This window comes from Corynebacterium sp. CCUG 71335 (assembly GCF_024454075.1).
In the GTDB taxonomy this organism is placed as follows: domain Bacteria; phylum Actinomycetota; class Actinomycetes; order Mycobacteriales; family Mycobacteriaceae; genus Corynebacterium; species Corynebacterium genitalium.
Genome location: NZ_JAGPYY010000002.1, coordinates 139,152 through 154,850 on the forward strand (window position 1 = coordinate 139,152; position 15,699 = coordinate 154,850).

General features: G+C 61.9%; 12 protein-coding genes and 2 tRNA genes. 5 read left to right on the top strand and 9 right to left on the bottom strand.

Features of this window, described 5'->3' with window-relative positions; all coding sequences use genetic code 11:
• Positions 1–121: 121 nt before the first annotated feature.
• Complete coding sequence (gene metE, locus KBX19_RS02190) at positions 122–2,374, bottom strand: 5-methyltetrahydropteroyltriglutamate--homocysteine S-methyltransferase (protein WP_255997234.1); 2,253 nt, start codon at positions 2,372–2,374, stop codon at positions 122–124.
• 9 nt (positions 2,375–2,383) lie between these two features.
• On the bottom strand, positions 2,384–3,346 hold the full coding sequence (locus KBX19_RS02195) for a methylenetetrahydrofolate reductase (protein ID WP_255997235.1): 963 nt from the start codon (positions 3,344–3,346) through the stop codon (positions 2,384–2,386).
• Positions 3,347–3,766: 420 nt separating this feature from the next.
• On the opposite strand from KBX19_RS02195, the gene KBX19_RS02200 reads away from it, so the two are divergent.
• Positions 3,767–4,519, top strand: coding sequence for a hypothetical protein (locus tag KBX19_RS02200; RefSeq protein ID WP_255997236.1), 753 nt, complete (start codon positions 3,767–3,769; stop codon positions 4,517–4,519).
• A gap of 9 nt (positions 4,520–4,528) precedes the next feature.
• Here KBX19_RS02200 and KBX19_RS02205 read toward each other — a convergent pair whose 3' ends face one another.
• The gene (locus KBX19_RS02205) at positions 4,529–5,089 is read right to left on the bottom strand and encodes a TetR/AcrR family transcriptional regulator (RefSeq protein WP_005287611.1); all 561 of its coding nucleotides are present in this window, start codon (positions 5,087–5,089) and stop codon (positions 4,529–4,531) included.
• 90 nt (positions 5,090–5,179) lie between these two features.
• Between KBX19_RS02205 and KBX19_RS02210 the strand changes: the two genes are divergently transcribed.
• Together KBX19_RS02210 and KBX19_RS02215 are read left to right on the top strand one after the other, a co-directional pair.
• Positions 5,180–5,887: an ATP-binding protein gene (locus tag KBX19_RS02210; RefSeq protein ID WP_255997237.1), complete on the top strand. Its 708-nt coding sequence runs from the start codon at positions 5,180–5,182 to the stop codon at positions 5,885–5,887.
• Positions 5,884–8,028, top strand: a complete 2,145-nt coding sequence (locus tag KBX19_RS02215) for a YhgE/Pip domain-containing protein (RefSeq protein ID WP_255997238.1) — start codon at positions 5,884–5,886, stop codon at positions 8,026–8,028. Before KBX19_RS02210 ends, KBX19_RS02215 begins: the two co-directional genes overlap by 4 nt.
• A gap of 49 nt (positions 8,029–8,077) precedes the next feature.
• Here the strand turns inward: KBX19_RS02215 and KBX19_RS02220 are convergent, their stop codons facing one another.
• The 3 genes from KBX19_RS02220 to KBX19_RS02230 all read right to left on the bottom strand — a co-directional run bounded on the left by KBX19_RS02220 (position 8,078) and on the right by KBX19_RS02230 (position 12,501).
• Positions 8,078–9,436 (bottom strand): lipase family protein, encoded by a 1,359-nt coding sequence (locus KBX19_RS02220; protein WP_005287619.1) that lies wholly within the window; start codon positions 9,434–9,436, stop codon positions 8,078–8,080.
• Positions 9,437–9,901: 465 nt separating this feature from the next.
• On the bottom strand, positions 9,902–11,380 hold the full coding sequence (locus tag KBX19_RS02225; RefSeq protein ID WP_255997239.1) for a beta-galactosidase: 1,479 nt from the start codon (positions 11,378–11,380) through the stop codon (positions 9,902–9,904).
• 377 nt (positions 11,381–11,757) lie between these two features.
• A complete protein-coding gene (locus KBX19_RS02230; RefSeq protein WP_255997240.1) occupies positions 11,758–12,501 on the bottom strand; it encodes a hypothetical protein in 744 nt (247 codons plus the stop codon).
• A gap of 191 nt (positions 12,502–12,692) precedes the next feature.
• Between KBX19_RS02230 and KBX19_RS02235 the strand changes: the two genes are divergently transcribed.
• Entirely contained in the window at positions 12,693–13,556 is an 864-nt protein-coding gene (locus KBX19_RS02235) for a polysaccharide deacetylase family protein (RefSeq protein WP_255997241.1), read from the top strand.
• 40 nt (positions 13,557–13,596) lie between these two features.
• Positions 13,597–14,709 (top strand): FAD-dependent monooxygenase, encoded by a 1,113-nt coding sequence (locus KBX19_RS02240; RefSeq protein WP_255997242.1) that lies wholly within the window; start codon positions 13,597–13,599, stop codon positions 14,707–14,709.
• Between the two features lie 422 nt (positions 14,710–15,131).
• Here the strand turns inward: KBX19_RS02240 and KBX19_RS02245 are convergent.
• The 3 genes from KBX19_RS02245 to KBX19_RS02255 all read right to left on the bottom strand — a co-directional run bounded on the left by KBX19_RS02245 (position 15,132) and on the right by KBX19_RS02255 (position 15,699).
• Positions 15,132–15,204 (bottom strand) — tRNA-Ala (locus KBX19_RS02245).
• Between the two features lie 15 nt (positions 15,205–15,219).
• Positions 15,220–15,293 (bottom strand) — tRNA-Ile (locus KBX19_RS02250).
• Between the two features lie 64 nt (positions 15,294–15,357).
• Positions 15,358–15,699: a DUF3566 domain-containing protein gene (locus KBX19_RS02255; protein ID WP_005287639.1), complete on the bottom strand. Its 342-nt coding sequence runs from the start codon at positions 15,697–15,699 to the stop codon at positions 15,358–15,360.

Consider the following 15,699-nt stretch of genomic DNA (forward strand, 5'->3'; position numbering starts at 1 on the left):
TCCAAAACGACGGAAACCCCGGGAAACCATGTACACGGTTCCCGGGGTTAGCCGTTTGAAAGTGGTTGTAAGCCTCGGAGGCTCAGGGGCTCGGACCTTAGGGGCCTGGGACCTTCGAGTCTTAGAGGCCGGAGACGACCTCGTCGCGGGCGGCGACCATGTTGGCCAGGGCCGGTTCGACCTCGGCGTAGCCGCGCGTCTTCAGGCCGCAGTCCGGGTTGACCCAGAGGCGGTCGGTCGGAACGTTCTCCAGGGCGGCCTTGATGAGCTCGACCATCTCTTCCTTGGACGGGATGCGCGGGGAGTGGATGTCGTAGACACCCGGGCCGATCTCGGCATGGAAGGTCTCGTCGATGTCCTCGAGCAGCTCCATCTTGGAGCGTGCGGCCTCGATGGAGGTGACGTCGGCATCCAGGCCGGCGACGGCATCGATGATCTGGCCGAACTCGGAGTAGCAGAGGTGGGTGTGGATCTGCGTGGTCGGCTGCGCCTCCAGGGCGACGAGGCGGAAGGCGCGGACGGCCCAGTCGAGGTAGGACGGGCGGTCGTCGGCACGCAGCGGCAGGAGCTCGCGCAGGGCCGGCTCGTCGATCTGGATGACCTTGATGCCGGCCTTCTCCAGGTCGGCGACCTCGTCGGCGAGAGCGACGCCGATCTGGTCGGCGGAGACGGACAGCGGCACGTCGTCACGCTTGAAGGACCAGGCCAGGATGGTCACCGGGCCGGTGAGCATGCCCTTGACCGGGTGGTCGGACAGGGACTGCGCGAAGGCGGACCACTCGGTGGTCATGGCCTCCGGGCGGGAGACGTCGCCGACAACGATCGGCGGACGGGTGCAGCGGGAGCCGTAGGACTGGACCCAGCCGTTCTCGGTGACGACGAAGCCGTCGAGAAGCTCCGCGAAGTACTGCACCATGTCGTTGCGCTCCGGCTCGCCGTGGACGAGCACGTCGAGGCCCAGGCGTTCCTGCAGCTCGATGACCTGCTTGATCTCGGTCTTGAGAGCCTCGTTGTACTGCTCGTCGGTGAGCTCGTCTGCGCGGTGGTCGGCGCGGGCCTTGCGGATCTCGGTGGTCTGCGGGAAGGAGCCGATCGTGGTGGTCGGCAACTGCGGCAGGCCGAGGGCCTTCTGAGCTTCCTGGCGCTCCGCGAACTCCGGCTGGCGCTGGACGGCACCGTCAGGCAGTGCGGCAACACGGTCGGTGACAGCGGAGTTGTGGATGCGAGTGGACTCTGCACGCGTGCGGACAGCCCGGTCAGAACGGCCGAACGCCTCCGGTGCGTTGCCCTCGCCGGCAACGAGAGCTGTGATCTCTTCGATCTTCTCGTCGGCAAAAGACAGCCACGGTGCGACCTCGACCGGGATGTTCTTCTCGGCGTTCAGGGTGTGTGGGACGTGCTGCAGGGAGGTGGAGGTGGACACGTGCGGTTCGCCCGCGGTGCCCAGGGTCTCCAGGACCTCGACCTTCTTGCGCAGGTCAGCGGCCCAGACGTTGCGGCCGTCGATGAGGCCGGCAACGAGGGTGGTGCCATCCTGGACGGCTGCAGCGACACGCTGCGGGTAGTCCGGGTCAGCGTCAAGGGTCCACGGGGACAGGTCGACGTGGAGAGCCTCCGGCTTCACCGATGCCAGGGCGTTCAGGCCCTCGCGCAGCGAGCCGTACGGGGTGGTGATGTACACATTTGGACGCTGTTCAGCGTCCAAAAGACGGGACCAAGCGGACTGCGCGTACTTCGCCAGCTCAGCATCCGGGGTGGACAGGTCGGCGACCAGTGCGGGCTCTGCAACCTGGACCCACTCAGCGCCGGCTTCCTTGAGGGCGGCGAAGACCTGTGCGTAAGCGTCGACAAGCTTGTCCAGCAGCGACCACTCGACCGGCTTGGCCAGCGCGAGCAGGGTGATCGGGCCGACGAGTGCCGGGCGGACAGCGTGGCCAGCCTCGCGGGCTTCCTCAACCAGGCGGACAATGCGCTCCGGAGCCGGGGTGATGTCCTGGCCAGCCTCAACCTCAGGCACGAGGTAGTGGTAGTTGGTGTCGAACCACTTGGTCATCTCCAGCGGCACACGGGTGTCGTTGCCGCGGGCGAGAGCGAACTCCTCGTCCAGGTCGGTGCCGCCAGCGATCAGGCCGACGGTCAGGCCGGTCTCGAGCACCTGGTCGTAGTACGCGACATCCGCCGGGATGGCGTAGTCCTCGGTCAGACCGAGGTCGCGCAGGTGGTTGTAGGTGTCGATGCGCAGCGCGCGCGTCGTGGTGCGGAACGTGTCAGCGTCAATGCGGCCGGCCCAGTAGGACTCCAGCGCGCGCTTGAGCTCGCGGTTCGCACCGATGCGGGGGTAACCCTCGATCGTTGCCTTAGGGAAATTCGTCACAGTATCTCCTTAGTTGGTTGGTTTCTCAATGCCGAGCCTAGACAACAGGTCCTCGGTCACCGCCAGGTTGTTGTGGGTGTAGATGTGCAGACCGCCAACGCCGGCGTCGAGAAGCTTCTGCGTGAGCTCAACAGTGAGCTGCATGCCCGCCTCATACTCCTCCTCCGGCGTGCTGGCCGACGACAGCGCGTCAACCACGGTCTGCGGTACCTCAATCCCCGACAGCACGCCCATGCGCTCGACCCGCTTCAGGCTGGTCATAGGCATGATGCCGGGGATGAGGGGGATGCGCACGCCAGCCATGCGCGACTGCTCCGCGAACTGGAGGTAATCCTCTGCGGCGAAGAACAGCTGCGTGATGGCGAAGTCCGCGCCCAAGCGCTGCTTCGACAGCAGAACGTCCAGGTCGAGGTCCGGCGTCGGCGACTCCGCGTGGCCGGAGGGATAACACGCCACCGACAGGGCGAGCTTGCCCGCGGCGAGGCGGTACGCATTCTCCTCCTCGATCTCCTGGATGAGGGTGAGCAGCTGCGTCGCGTACTGCAGGTAGCCCTCCGGCAGGCTGGTCTCCCCCTCCGGGAGGTCACCGCGCAGGGCGAGGAATCCGCGCACACCAGAGTCGATTAGGCGGCGGATCCAGTCCGCCAGTTCCTCTTCCGTGCCCGCTGTGCAGGCCAGGTGAGCGATGGTCGGCAAGTTCGTCGACTCGGTCAGGCGCGCAATGAAGTCGGCCGTGCCCTCTAGCCAGCCCGAACGCCGTGAACTCGTCACAGCAATGTAGTCGGGTTTGTAGGCCGCCAGCCCCGAAACGAGGTCCTTCAGTTTGGCCTCATCAGCATCATGGCGCGGAGGGATGAGCTCGAAACTCAAAGCCGTGCGCGCAGGAGTGCGAGCCGACTGTTCCAGTGCTTCATCGAGGGGATCCAAGGGCGCAGACGCCGACAGCCTCGACGAAAAATGTCCTTCAGACAACGAAGGAGTCCTTTCGTCCTAGTCGGTTTAGGTTTATCTGTTCAACGTTTCCGCTTTAGCGGGGCGTTGAACTGGCTGGGCTCAGCACTTGGAAAACTGTGTGTGAATGTAACCCCCGGGCTGCGGGGCGATCAAAAGGTCAGCGGGCGGGGCGGGGTGTTCGTGCTGGTTGAGGGGGTTCCCTGCGTGAATTTAATTCGGCTTCTCGGGCGGTTGAGCGGTGCGGAAATGGACCGAGCGGTCCAGATCGCCCGGGGCCGGGCGGAATAGAATTTTACTATCGCCTTCTAGGCCGAAAACGGGCCGAAATAGGGCCGGAGAACGCGCAAAAGGCGATACTAAAACTCTATAGACGGCGAGAACCCGCAGACATACCTACTGTGGAGGGCAAAGTTAACTCTCCGAAAGGTGACCTACACCATGAACCTTCGCAATATCCGTCTGGCCATGAAGGTGGCCAACCACTTTTACGGCCAGTACCGCGACCTGAACCAGGCTGAGAAGCGCAACGTCTACGAAGCAGTGCGCGTTCTGGCCAACCCGAGCCGCGGTGTTGACGCAGACGACCTCAAGGACATTGACAACATCGACGACATCATTGACGAGTCCCGCTTCAGCGAGGCCCGCCGCGAAGCAGGTGACATCACCCGCGCCGCGCACGCCCGCCTGGACCGCCGCCGCGCCCAGTTCGACTCGGATCAGCTGGGCAAGCGAGTGTTGAAGAACGCGGAGAAGACCGCCAAGAAGAACAAGCGCAAGAAGCAGGCGAAGGGCATCGGCGCAGCGACCGGCGTGCTTGCTCTCCTGGCCGCGATCGGTGGCGCTGTCTGGTACTTCTTCCTGCGCGAGGAGCCGAAGCAGGTGCCACGCAAGGACCACCGTCCGGTGAAGAAGACGGACGAGCACACCAATTCGGACGGCTCTGTGACCCACGTGTACTCGACCACCACGAGCCAGCGCACCCAAGCGCAGGGTGAGACCGCCGACAAGATCGGCAGCGGGAACCGCGTCGAGAACGAGGCCGCTGGCGCTCACTCGGCTCACGGCCCGCTGTCGGAGGAGCCGGCGGAGCGCGATGAGGAGCTTCTGTCTTCCATCGATGAGCAGCTGTCCACGCTGGACACGCTTGACGACGATCAGCGCAACGCCACCAACCCCCGCGGCAACCAGTAGCGGCGGTAGCTATCCCGCGTTCCTCCAGGCCGTGAGCAACCGACCAACAAGGCGGCGCTGCACGTCTGCGTCAACTGCCACCATCTCGCCGTCGAGAGGCCGTGTGACCACGAACATCTCGGCGGCGAACTCGAGCGGCGTGAGCCCGGCAGGCACCAGTCCGGCTGGCGCCGCCTTGTCCAGCACACCTTGGAAGGCCTCCATGGTGGCCGCCCGTTCGGCGGACAGTTCCGGATGGTGCTGCCACCGGTCATGGGCGATAGCGGCGACGAGGGGGCCGGCACCGTAATCGAGAAGCTGCCACACAAAGGTGTCCCAGTGGGCCTGGGGGTCGTCGGCAAAGCGTGAGAGTGCTTCGTCGATGAACTCCCCCACGTTCGTCAACAACCGCAGCCCGCACGCGGCGTCGAGGTCCGCCCGGGTGGGAAAGTTGCGGTAGAGAGTGGCAATGCCGACCCCGGCGCGGGCAGCGATGGCCTCGAGGGTGACGGTGGATTCGGGGCGGGTGCGCAGCAGGTCGCATGCCGCGTCAATGATTTTTTCGCGCCGTGCTTTTGCGTCAGATCTCATCGTCCCCGCCTTGACTACAGTCTTGTAGTGCGGAATGATACAGCATGAATTTCCGATAGTCTATCCTCCACTTAGCCGAGGGGGCACCCAATGGAACCCATCTTCAACGTGCGGGATCTTGTTTTGCGTAAAGGCGATGATCCGCTGACGTTCGACACCTACGACGGCCTGACCCTCCTGATCACTGAGCGCGAAGTCGGCGCGACCACGCTGTGCATGACGCTCGCCGGCCGCTTCAGCCAGAAGAGCGGTGACGTGCATGTTGGCGACGCCTCGAAGCCCCGCCAGCGCTTCAAGAAGGTCGCGCTCGCCGGAACCACGCTGCTGGACAGCTTGGAGCGCCAGGTGGACACCCGCGAGGTGATTCGCGAGCAGGTCGCCTGGGCGCAACCGTTCTTCAAGTTCGTGCCGAAGGACATTCTCAGCCACGACTTGGTCAAGCCGTGGCTGGAGCCGTTGCGCCTGACTGACCTTGACCCGTCTCTCGACGTCGGTGATCTGACCGTCCAGGACCGTTTCCGTTTGCGCGTCCTTCTCGCGCTGGTCGCGCGCAAGAACGCCGTGGCGATCGTCGTGGACGACATCGATCAGATCCGCAGTGCAGAGCTGCGCCAGGAGCTTCTCGACGACCTTCTCACGCTCTCCCGCCACCTACCCGTTGTCGTGAGCACCGTGAACGAGGACCCAGGCAACCACGCGGACCACGTCATAGATCTGCGCTCGGGCAACCCGTCCGAGCCCGAACTTGAAACCGAACAGACCGAACACACCGATCAGACTGAGGAGGCCAGCGCATGATTTCCGGACTTCATGTGGGCACCCACTTCCGCAAGCTGCTCAATGGCATCTTGCCGCCGCTGGCGTTGCTGGCCATTACGGTTCTACCGCTGCTGTTCGGTGGTATTTTCGTGTGGTCGTACTTCGACCCGTTGGGCAACTTGGACAAGATCCCGGTGGCGCTGGTCAACTCGGACAAGGGCGCTGTAGGCCCTGACGGGGAGGAAATGCGCGCCGGCGACCAGGTGACGGAAGAGTTGCTCAAGGTCGAGCCGATGAACTTCGTCGAGGTCAGCGCAGAGGAAGCCCAGCAGGGCATCGCGGACGGCACGTACTACCTGGGTGTGGAGATCCCGGAGGACTTCTCTGAGGCCGCAGTGTCCGTGAACTCTGACGAGCCGCACCCGGCGAAGATGAACGTCACGCTGAACAACACCAACGGCTTCATCCCCACCATGCTGGGTAACCAGGTGGCGCGTGTGATGACGGCGGTGATCAGTAGCACCGTCGGCGAGCAAATCACCAACACATTGTTCATGGGCTTCAACACCATCGGGGACGGCATGGACCAAGCCTCTGAGGGTGCCGGTCAACTGCACGAGGGTGCCGGTGAAGCGAAGGATGGCTCCCAGAAGCTTGAGGACGGGGTGCACAAGCTTGAGGATGGGGTTGATACTGCCGTCGAAAAGCTTCCGGAACTCGTCGATGGCGCGCACAAGCTTGACGACGGTGCCAACAAGCTGGACGACGGCGCCAAGAAGCTCAACGAAGGCCTCGGGGAAGCTTCGGACGGCGCCGACGAGCTCGCGGACGGCATGGACAAACTGCGCACGGCGACCAACGCGCTGGGTGCCGGTGCTGCCGCTGTGTCCGCTGGAGTGGATGAAGTCACCGGTGTCAGCGACCAGCTCGCACAGCTGCAGGAGGCCAACAGGAAGATCAATGAGGCGCTGGACCAAGCGATCGACGACCTAGAAAACGTCGGCGGTCCGGCAGCGCGCGACCTGGTCGACAAGGCCCGTGAGGCGCAGGCGGCGGCCGGCATCACCGTTGATCCGGAGACGCAGCAGATGGTCGATACCGCGCTGGATCCGGAGACGATCAGCAAGCTGCGGCAGCTTCGCGACGGCGCCCGCGAGCTGTCCACCCAGCTCAACGACCCCGCTGCAGAGTACGTGCAGGGCATCAACACGGCCGCCGATGGCGCGGAGACCCTCTCCGCTGCGCTGAAGCTGCTGCACGACGGCTCCGGCAAGCTCGTCACGGGTACCGGGGAACTGACCGATGGCACCGAGACGCTGGTCTTCGGTGTCGACTCGGCAGCCGAGAAGACCCCGATGCTTGTCGACGGCACCCGCCAACTCGTCGTCGGCGTCGAAGCCCTCAACGAAGGCCTCATTCAGCTTGACGACGGCTCCGGCGAACTCGCCCTGAAGATCACCGAAGGCGCCGAGCAAGTCCCCCGCTTTGAAGGCTCCAAGCTGGAGGACGCCTCATCCGTGGCCTCCTCCCCTGTCCGCCTCAACGAGACGGGTGACACCCTGACTACCTTCGGTCAGGGTCTGTCCCCGTTCTTCCTGTCGCTGTCGCTGTGGTTCGGCGGCCTGATCATGTTCATGATCTTCAACCCGATCTCCCGCCGTGCGATCGATTCCGGTACAAACCCGGCGCGCGTGGTCATGGGCACCTGGATCCCGGCCGTGGGGATCGGCTTGATTCAGGCGCTGATCCTGTGGCTCGTCCAGGTCTTCCTGCTGGATATCGACCCGGTGCACCCCGGCCAGATGCTCGGCGCGCTGTGCTTCATTTCGATGGTGTTTGTCACCTCGATCATCGCCATCAACGCCCTTTTCGGCCCTAACGTGGGCCGCCTGCTGACGATGGTGCTGATGACCTTGCAGCTTGTCGCTTCCAACGGTGTCTACCCGCCAGAAGTCCAGCCGGACTTCATCCAGTGGGTCCACTCCTGGGACCCGATGCGCTTCTCGGTGGACCTGATGCGCCACACCCTCTTCGGTTCCTCTACCGGCGACCCGCGTTTGGAACAAGCCCTCGGTGTCCTCGCCTTCGTGGGAGTGGCGGCCTTCCTCCTGGCGATGGCCGGGTTCTGGCGCGAGCGTGTCCTCATGGACAAAGACATCCACCCCGAGCTACAGGTATAGCCCGGGCTGACAAGCAGCCCGGGCTAGTCTGTGAGCTTTCAACTGGGGTTTAGCTCATGATACCGGCCAGGAACGGCACGGAATCCCTGGTGGAAATGAGCATGGTGTCCACGTGGTCGGCTGGGTACCAGCGGACCACCACGCGGTTGTTGCGCGGGTTGCCGATGAACTGGCGGGCCCAGATCTCCGAGTTGAGCACCATCCCGATCGGGGTGGGCACGTCCCAATCCCACAGACCGTGGCCCAAGAAGACCGGCTTGTCGTAGCCGCTCACCGGGGTGGTCAGGAAGTCACGGATCGCGGCGTCCGCGCCCGGTACCTCGCGCAGCGGTTTGTTGAATGCCTTCGCCAGGCTCACACCGTTCATGGCTTCAGCGACCTCGAAGAGACAGCTCTTCTTGGATTCCGCAATCATGCGACGGCCTTCGTCGGTCAAAGCGGAGTCGAAGTCGACATCCGGGTTAGCCTCTTGCACAGCAGCGAGAATGTACAGCGAGTAGGTTGCCGAGATTCCGGTCTGCGGTGTGCGCGGGAAGGTAGGTCCGGCAGCCACCATGAGGTTTTCGACGTACGCCGGTGCACCCGTTGCCACTGCACCGCGATAGTCGAGCCCCATGTCCTCACTCAGCCCCGTAGCTTGGCGAGCAACATGGAGAGAAACACCGCCTCCTTGGGACTGCCCGATCACCGACCATTTGTCGGCGAACACGGGCTCACTGTCTTGCGGGATCTCCATGTTGTGCGCGGCAGCAACGGAGTCAACAACGTTCTCTGCTGCGACCTTTCCGTTGAGGTAGCTGTGGAAGCCGGGAGAATCCAGCCCCACGTAATCAGAAGCGACAATCGCGTAGCCCTCGTCCAGGAAGGTGTTAAGGTAATCTGCTTCAACCTGGGAGAGAGGGTTGATCGACGGCGCACACTCATCAGCCAAGCCGACCGTCCCGTGCGCCCAGGCCAGCACGGGCCAGCCGCCCTCCGGCTTCTCACCCTCCGGCAAGAAGACAGCGCCAGTACTCACTGCAGGTTGGTCGTGCTGGTTCACGGTGGTGTACGCAATGCGGTACTGCTCCGATGCGCTGTCTAATCCCACGCGTTGGTCGAGCGGCACCTCAGCGAGCACGGTTCCCGGTTCACCCTGCGGAGTCACGTTAGGGAGACCACTGCGGTAGACGGGATCTGGCTCTTCGACGTCATCCATCACCGCCCCGGTGTCGGCGGCGCTCGAGCCGTCCAGTTCAGAGCTGGTCGAGCTCAAGCCGTCGACCGCAGAGCTGCCCGAGCTCAACGAACTCAGCTCTGAGAGGGAGCTCGGGTCTTCCTGCGCCAGCGCCGCCGGCGGGACTGCTAACCCAATGCTCATTGCCAGAGCGGCCATCGCGCTGCCGACGACTCGCGTGTTCTTCTTCATGCCATGCCTCCTGATAGAAACTTGAGGTTTCTTAATTTGTACACAAAGTTCTTCGGCTTTTCTACATGTGCTATTTACTTAGCCGATACGTGTTCGTTACATAGGCACGGCGTGGCGGTGCACAACGTGACGGAGTGGCGGACTAGTTTTCCCCGCTAACTGCAGGTTCGTCGTGATCAAACGAGACCCCCGGGGCCTCAAAAGGGGGCCTTGACGCGGAGATTTCTGTTTGCTCAGCGTTGAGGACTCAAGGGCATCCGCCTCCTGCGGAAAAGTTGACAAACTGGATTTCTGCCTAGCGCCATTTGTGCAGGTCAAAAGGTTTTCGGTGCCCCAAACCGGGGAAACGTTTGTCAACTTTTCCGCACGGCCTGCCAACAGCGGGACAACATAGCGAAAGCTCCCGGGAGGCCGTGCCGCTAGAGCACACCCACCGGGAGCTTCGGGTTAGTCCTACCGGGAGTACTAGGAGAACAAGTCCAGGAACTTCTTCCACACGTTATTGCGCAGGAAGCCAGAGATGGATGTCCACAGGCGAGCCAAGGGGCTATCTCCGGAGTCCGACTTTTGTGCGGACTTCTCCTTGTTCGCCTCGGCCTTTTCTTCGGAATCGGGCTTCGAAGGCTGGGAGGCTTCGGACGATTCAGAGGGCTCGGATCCTTCTGCAGGAACGGGTGCGCCGGAGTCCACCTCAATGTCGTCGTCAGCCGGCGGCACGGCTCCGGATTCGACCGGTGTGGCGTCATCACCGCCGGTGAAGTTCTTAATGGTGTGGGCAGCCGGCTTCCACGAACCATCGGCACGGAGAACACCGAAGTAGTCTTCCTTATCATTGGATCCGTAGGGCTTGCGGTCGTGGAGCTGGTAGAAGATGATCGGCCCAAGATTGGGGGTTTCGTTCCAGGCCTGCATGTAGTCCTGGTAGGCCTCCGCCTGCACCTGCTCGTTGGCGTTGAGGGTGTCCTGGCCGGTCTCGGTCAACCAGATTTCCTTGTGGCCGTCACCGTGAGCGGACATCACGGAGTGGAGGGACTTGCCTGGGGAGCGTTTCGTCTTCGGCTCATCGAACATGTAGGCCCAGCCGTTGTATTCCCAGTACTCTGCACCGATGCCGTAGGGGTGGTGGGCCAAGGAGTCGAAGTTACCCTTGGCACCAGCGTCATACATCCGCTCGAGGTACTCCACACCGTTGACGACGGTGCCATCATCGTAAGTGGGAAGCACAACCTGACCACCAGCAATGACGTTCACGCCCGGGTTAGCAGCGTGCGCCTTCGGGTACGTCGCCTGCAGAAGCTTGGTGTAGCTTTCCGGGCTCGGGTTCGGGTGCTCGGAGGATTCCCTCCAGAAGCCCTGCATCGACGGCTCGTTCCACACTTCGTAGTCCACGATTCCGTGGGCAGAGTAGCGCTTGACCACGTCAGCGAAGTACCGCCCGTAGTCGTTGTAGTACTCGGGCTTCGGCGCGTAGGTGTCCTTGTAGTGGTCAAGCGAGTTCTTCTCTGCCTCGGACATGTCTCCAACGCTGGTCGCCCACTGAGGTGCGGTGGAGACCTGCATCATGACCTTGATGTCGTACTTTTTAGCGATCTCAACGGTCTGGTCGAGGAACTTCCAGTTGTAGTGACCTCGCTCGCGCTCGATGTGGTACCACGGAGCGCCAACACGGGTCCACTCAACACCCATCTCCTTGGCGGTCCGGAAGGACTCTTCGACCTCGCTGACTGATGTCGCGTCATCGACATGCTTGGTGACGATGCCAATACCGTTCGTACCGCGGTAGGTCGTCGTATCTTCCGCCTGTGCCTGCGGAGCCACCAGGAAGGAAGCCGTCAGCGCTGTGATCACGCAGGTTGCGAGCGACGCGTTACGAGCGTTGCGCTGCGGGAAAAGTGCCTGAAGAAACTGGGTTAATCGTGCGAAACCGCTAGTGCGTGAATCCATGTTCCGTAGACCGCCTCAAGATCCGCTCTGGAATGATTGCAAAATCGTTTCATGAGTATAACGTAAAGATAAACTAAGAAACAGTCTGCGGACAGCTGATCCGAAAAGCACCCATCCGACTCGCCTTCAGGCCAAGCGGCCGATGCCGCCACCGGGCCTCCGAACTGCTCGTTTCCCACGCGGACTACGCCAATCGAGCGAGTAGCCGAACTTCCTAAGCGCCGCAACTAACCAACCGCGTTAGCTCAACCCTCCAGCTCATTTGCTGGAGGGTTCTTTCGTTTTGTGTCTGGGCACATCGCGCAATAAGACTCGTCGAATTCGCGAGTACTCACGACACTCAGTAACAAACTTGCCGAACGTTTCGCAGGAGCGCTCTACGGCTTTTCGGTCCCACGAGTAACTTCGAAAGACCCTGACGGGACATTATCCCGAGCCAGTTCGATCTTCGTCTTTCTCAAGGTCTCTCGCTCTACAGAGCAGAGCCAAAGTACGGCGATAAAGATTGGCCCTGCGATCACGAATATGAGAGCAAGAACGACCATACTGAGCACCCAAGACAAATCACGTAAACCGTGCTGGTAACTGTAATCCTCCGGTTTCAAGTCCCCTTCTGGTGCCGGGTTAGTGCTCATCAAGATGAACGACCCGCCCAAGAGATACAAAAGTGTAAGCACGCACCCACAGCCGATGACCCATAACGGTACATGCGTTGGTGTCACGAACTGGGCAGCTGCGAGCAGAAGGATCCAAAAACTGCTGGCAGCACGACACCCAAGCAAACCCTTGGCCTGCTCTATAATGCGCCAGTTGTCTTCTTTCGCCTTGAAAAAGGGTGCAATTGACATACTAAGAACGGTTAACGCGCTGAGCAGCAGAAAGATGTTTCCCGAAAGCTTATCCGGATCCAGGATCAGCGGTAGTTCGTTTTCGAGCTTGTCGCCGACCTTCTGGGCACCCAGCATCTCGACTGCACTCGCCCAAACTTGAGTTGGAGTTTGCCGGCGGTACAACGCGATAAGCGTCGTTACTGCTGCGACAAATCCGACAAGCTGGAAAAGAAAGTCGCCTCCGCTCTTCAATTCCTTGATAATGTCCGACAACTTCTTGAAATAGTCCACGACGACTGCTCCTTAGTTAAAGGCTCCGGTCCTTCGAGGGTATTGCGGATCTGTCACCGTGAAAGACATGAACGTTGAACTACGCATACCTGGTAGTCAACGCGCTTCCCCGTCGCCGCCGCGTCCCCCAGATGGGGACAATTCGGAGGCCATTGTTGCGCACCGCCCGCCGGCCCATGACGATAAGCGGAATGGATCAGCAGTTCAGTCGCGCACAATTCCTCACCGGCACTCTCATCGCCGCCGGTGCCGCCGTGCTCGGCGGGTGCGCCAATCTGGAGGGGAACACGCAGGCCAGCGGCACGCGCACCACCGCAGTCACCCCGACCAGCACGACACCGAGCACCACTGCCCCGCCGTCGGCTGAGACCTACGCGACCCTTACCCCCACTACGTTCGATCTGCACATGGACGGCATCACCGACACTGTCCCCACCACGCCCGACGCGCACACGATCGCCCTGACCTTTGACGCGTGCGGCGGCCCGACGGGGATGGGGGTAGATGAGGCGCTCGTCGATACGCTTCGGGAGTTCAGCGTTCCCGCGACGCTCTTCCTCAACCACCGCTGGATCGAGGAGAACCCTGACATGACGCGCACGCTTCACAGCGACCCCCTCTTCCGCCTCGAAAACCACGGCACCCTCCACGCACCCTTGTCGGTGAATGGCCAATCCGCCTACGGCATCGCCGGTACGAGCTCTCCCGCCGAGGTTATTGACGAGATCGAAGTCAACCGCGAGTTGCTGCGTTCTTTCGGTGCCGATTCGACCTGGTTCCGTTCCGGAACTGCCCATTACGACGATGTCGCCGTGCAGATTGCCCGCGACCTCGGCGTGAGCATCGCTGGGTTCTCAGTCAATGGTGATGACGGAGCCAAAGCTTCCGCAAGTCAGGTCGCCGCCCGCATCCAGGACGCGCCTGACGGCGCGATTGTGCTGGCCCATATGAACCACCCCGAGTCCGGAACCGCCGCGGGTGTACGCGCCGCCCTGGAGGAGATGAGTGATGCCCGCTTCGTGTTCGTCGACGGGTCAGTGCCTGACGCGAGATAGTCAGGCTGGGGAGCACAGCCGCCCCGTAAGCTCGGGGACTATGAAAATAGGCATCATCGGCGCTGGTATTTCGGGTCTTGCACTGGGCGCGGCACTTCACCGCAACGGCATGGACGTGCAGGTTTACGAAAGTCATTCACAGGTGCGCGGTGGTGGATCCGGTATCACCCTCGCCCCGAACGGTCTGGCCGCCCTCGATGCTTTAGGCATCGGCGCTCGCTTCCGTGAGCTGCAACAGAACCAAGTCCCTCTACGGGGTGGAATTCGCAACCCCCAGGGGAATTGGCTGACGCATATCCCAGCTGAGGTCACCAAAGCTTCACTCGCGCTCGGTCGCTCCGAGCTCCACGCGCTGCTTATCGACGACATCCCTGAGGCGCGCATTCACACCTCCGCCGAGGCTTTGGCCGTTGACGCTAGCTCCGGCGTTGTCACCTTCGCCAACGGCGCGGTGGAACAGTTCGACGTGGTCGTCGGTGCAGACGGGATCCGCAGCGCGGTGCGCCGCAGCTGCTTTGACGGCCCAGAAATCAGTTACGCAGGCTACAGCGCGTGGCGGGCAATCACCGAGGGCCCGGTACTCGACGCCGGCTTCGAAACCTGGGGCGCAGGCGCTCGATTCGGCGCCGTTCCGCTTCACGACGGCCGCGTCTACTGGTTCGCTGTCCGCACCGGCCCGGAAGCTCAACCCGGCGAGACCGGCCTGAGCCAGTTGAGGGACGCCTTCGGTCAGTGGCATGAGCCCATTCCTGCTTTGCTTCGCTCAACGCCGGATGAGTCGATCCAGTACCTGCCCATCCAGGAGTTGGCGTCTCCCCTGCCGAGTTACCACTCCGGCAAGGTGGTGTTGGTGGGCGATGCGGCCCACGCCATGACCCCGAACCTCGGTCAGGGCGCGTGCCAGGGCCTAGAAGATGCTGCAGTTCTTGCCGGGCTTCTCCAGAAGGGCACTGTGGATTTGAGCGCTTACGACGAGCACCGTCTGCGCCGAAGCCAGCAGATTGCCCGTCAATCCAGGCTTGTTGGGCGCTCTGTGCACACCGGCGGTGCTCGCATAGCGGCAGCGCGCAACTGGATGCTCAAACGTATGCCGGGTGCAGCAACGAACCGCCAAGTTCAGGCGGTGACTAGCTGGGAAATGCCAACCCTCTAGAACTACCGGCACCGAATGCCAAGCCACCAAAAACCGCGCGGGCGACTTTGGGCAGGTTGATGATCCCCGTGGACCGCGGATGTAACTGCAGGCCGGAAGAACGATAAGGGTCTAGTTCATGTCTCTGAGATTCCCACTTTGCATCAAACTGAGAATCAAAGTGTCAAACTGCGAATGAAAGTGCGAATTTCAGCCATTCATTTCATAGTTTCATTGACTCTTAGATTCCAACCTCTAAGCGCGGCTGTAGACCGTGGCCTTTCTCCCCTGACCCCCGACCATGACCACGTATCCCTCCGCCAGGAGTTAGCAGTTTCGCACTTCGATTTATGAGTTTGAGACCCGGAGCTCGGCAGCCTTTCTCCTACGGACGTCGCACACAACAAGAAGACCCCCTAGCCGAAGCCAGGGGGTCTGAGCTGTGGAGCATAGGAGAATCGAACTCCTGACCTCCTCCTTGCAAGGGAGGCGCTCTACCAATTGAGCTAATGCCCCTTTGTTCCGAACTTGTGGGCCTAGCAAGAATCGAACTTGCGACCTCATCGTTATCAGCGATGCGCTCTAACCGACTGAGCTATAGGCCCCGCTCGGAACTTCTAGAACATTACCCAGACGCTTTGATAGAACCAAATCGCCTGGTCACATGCCCTATTGCTGGTCGGTTAGTTCGATGGCTAGGCCACCAACAAGGTCTGCCAACGCATTGTAGATGAACGCGGTCAGCGGAGCCATGAGAGCGACGAAGACGACACCGGTCGCCCCGCTCAGACCGGCCAGGGCCAGCACGAGCGGGAAATCGATCGCGGTCTCGCCGCCGACGCCGCCGATCAGCGAGTTCATCGAGTCCACGACACCTGCTGCATCGATGACGAAGTACAGGACCGTCACGGCGAGCAGCCATGCTGCGAAGCCGATCAGCGACAGCAGGATGCCGATCTTGAAGGCGCTGCCCGGCCGAATCCGGGTGAGGGTCACGTTGCGTGCGGCCAT

Bases quoted from the DNA above. Each gene is read 5' to 3' on its own strand.
- KBX19_RS02240 (WP_255997242.1), top strand. From the start codon at position 13,597: ATGAAAATAGGCATCATCGGCGCTGGTATTTCGGGTCTTGCACTGGGC.
- KBX19_RS02205 (WP_005287611.1), bottom strand. From the start codon at position 5,089: ATGAGATCTGACGCAAAAGCACGGCGCGAAAAAATCATTGACGCGGCA.
- KBX19_RS02225 (WP_255997239.1), bottom strand. From the start codon at position 11,380: ATGGATTCACGCACTAGCGGTTTCGCACGATTAACCCAGTTTCTTCAG.
- KBX19_RS02255 (WP_005287639.1), bottom strand. From the start codon at position 15,699: ATGGCCGCACGCAACGTGACCCTCACCCGGATTCGGCCGGGCAGCGCC.
- KBX19_RS02215 (WP_255997238.1), top strand. From the start codon at position 5,884: ATGATTTCCGGACTTCATGTGGGCACCCACTTCCGCAAGCTGCTCAAT.
- KBX19_RS02200 (WP_255997236.1), top strand. From the start codon at position 3,767: ATGAACCTTCGCAATATCCGTCTGGCCATGAAGGTGGCCAACCACTTT.
- KBX19_RS02220 (WP_005287619.1), bottom strand. From the start codon at position 9,436: ATGAAGAAGAACACGCGAGTCGTCGGCAGCGCGATGGCCGCTCTGGCA.
- KBX19_RS02210 (WP_255997237.1), top strand. From the start codon at position 5,180: ATGGAACCCATCTTCAACGTGCGGGATCTTGTTTTGCGTAAAGGCGAT.
- KBX19_RS02235 (WP_255997241.1), top strand. From the start codon at position 12,693: ATGGATCAGCAGTTCAGTCGCGCACAATTCCTCACCGGCACTCTCATC.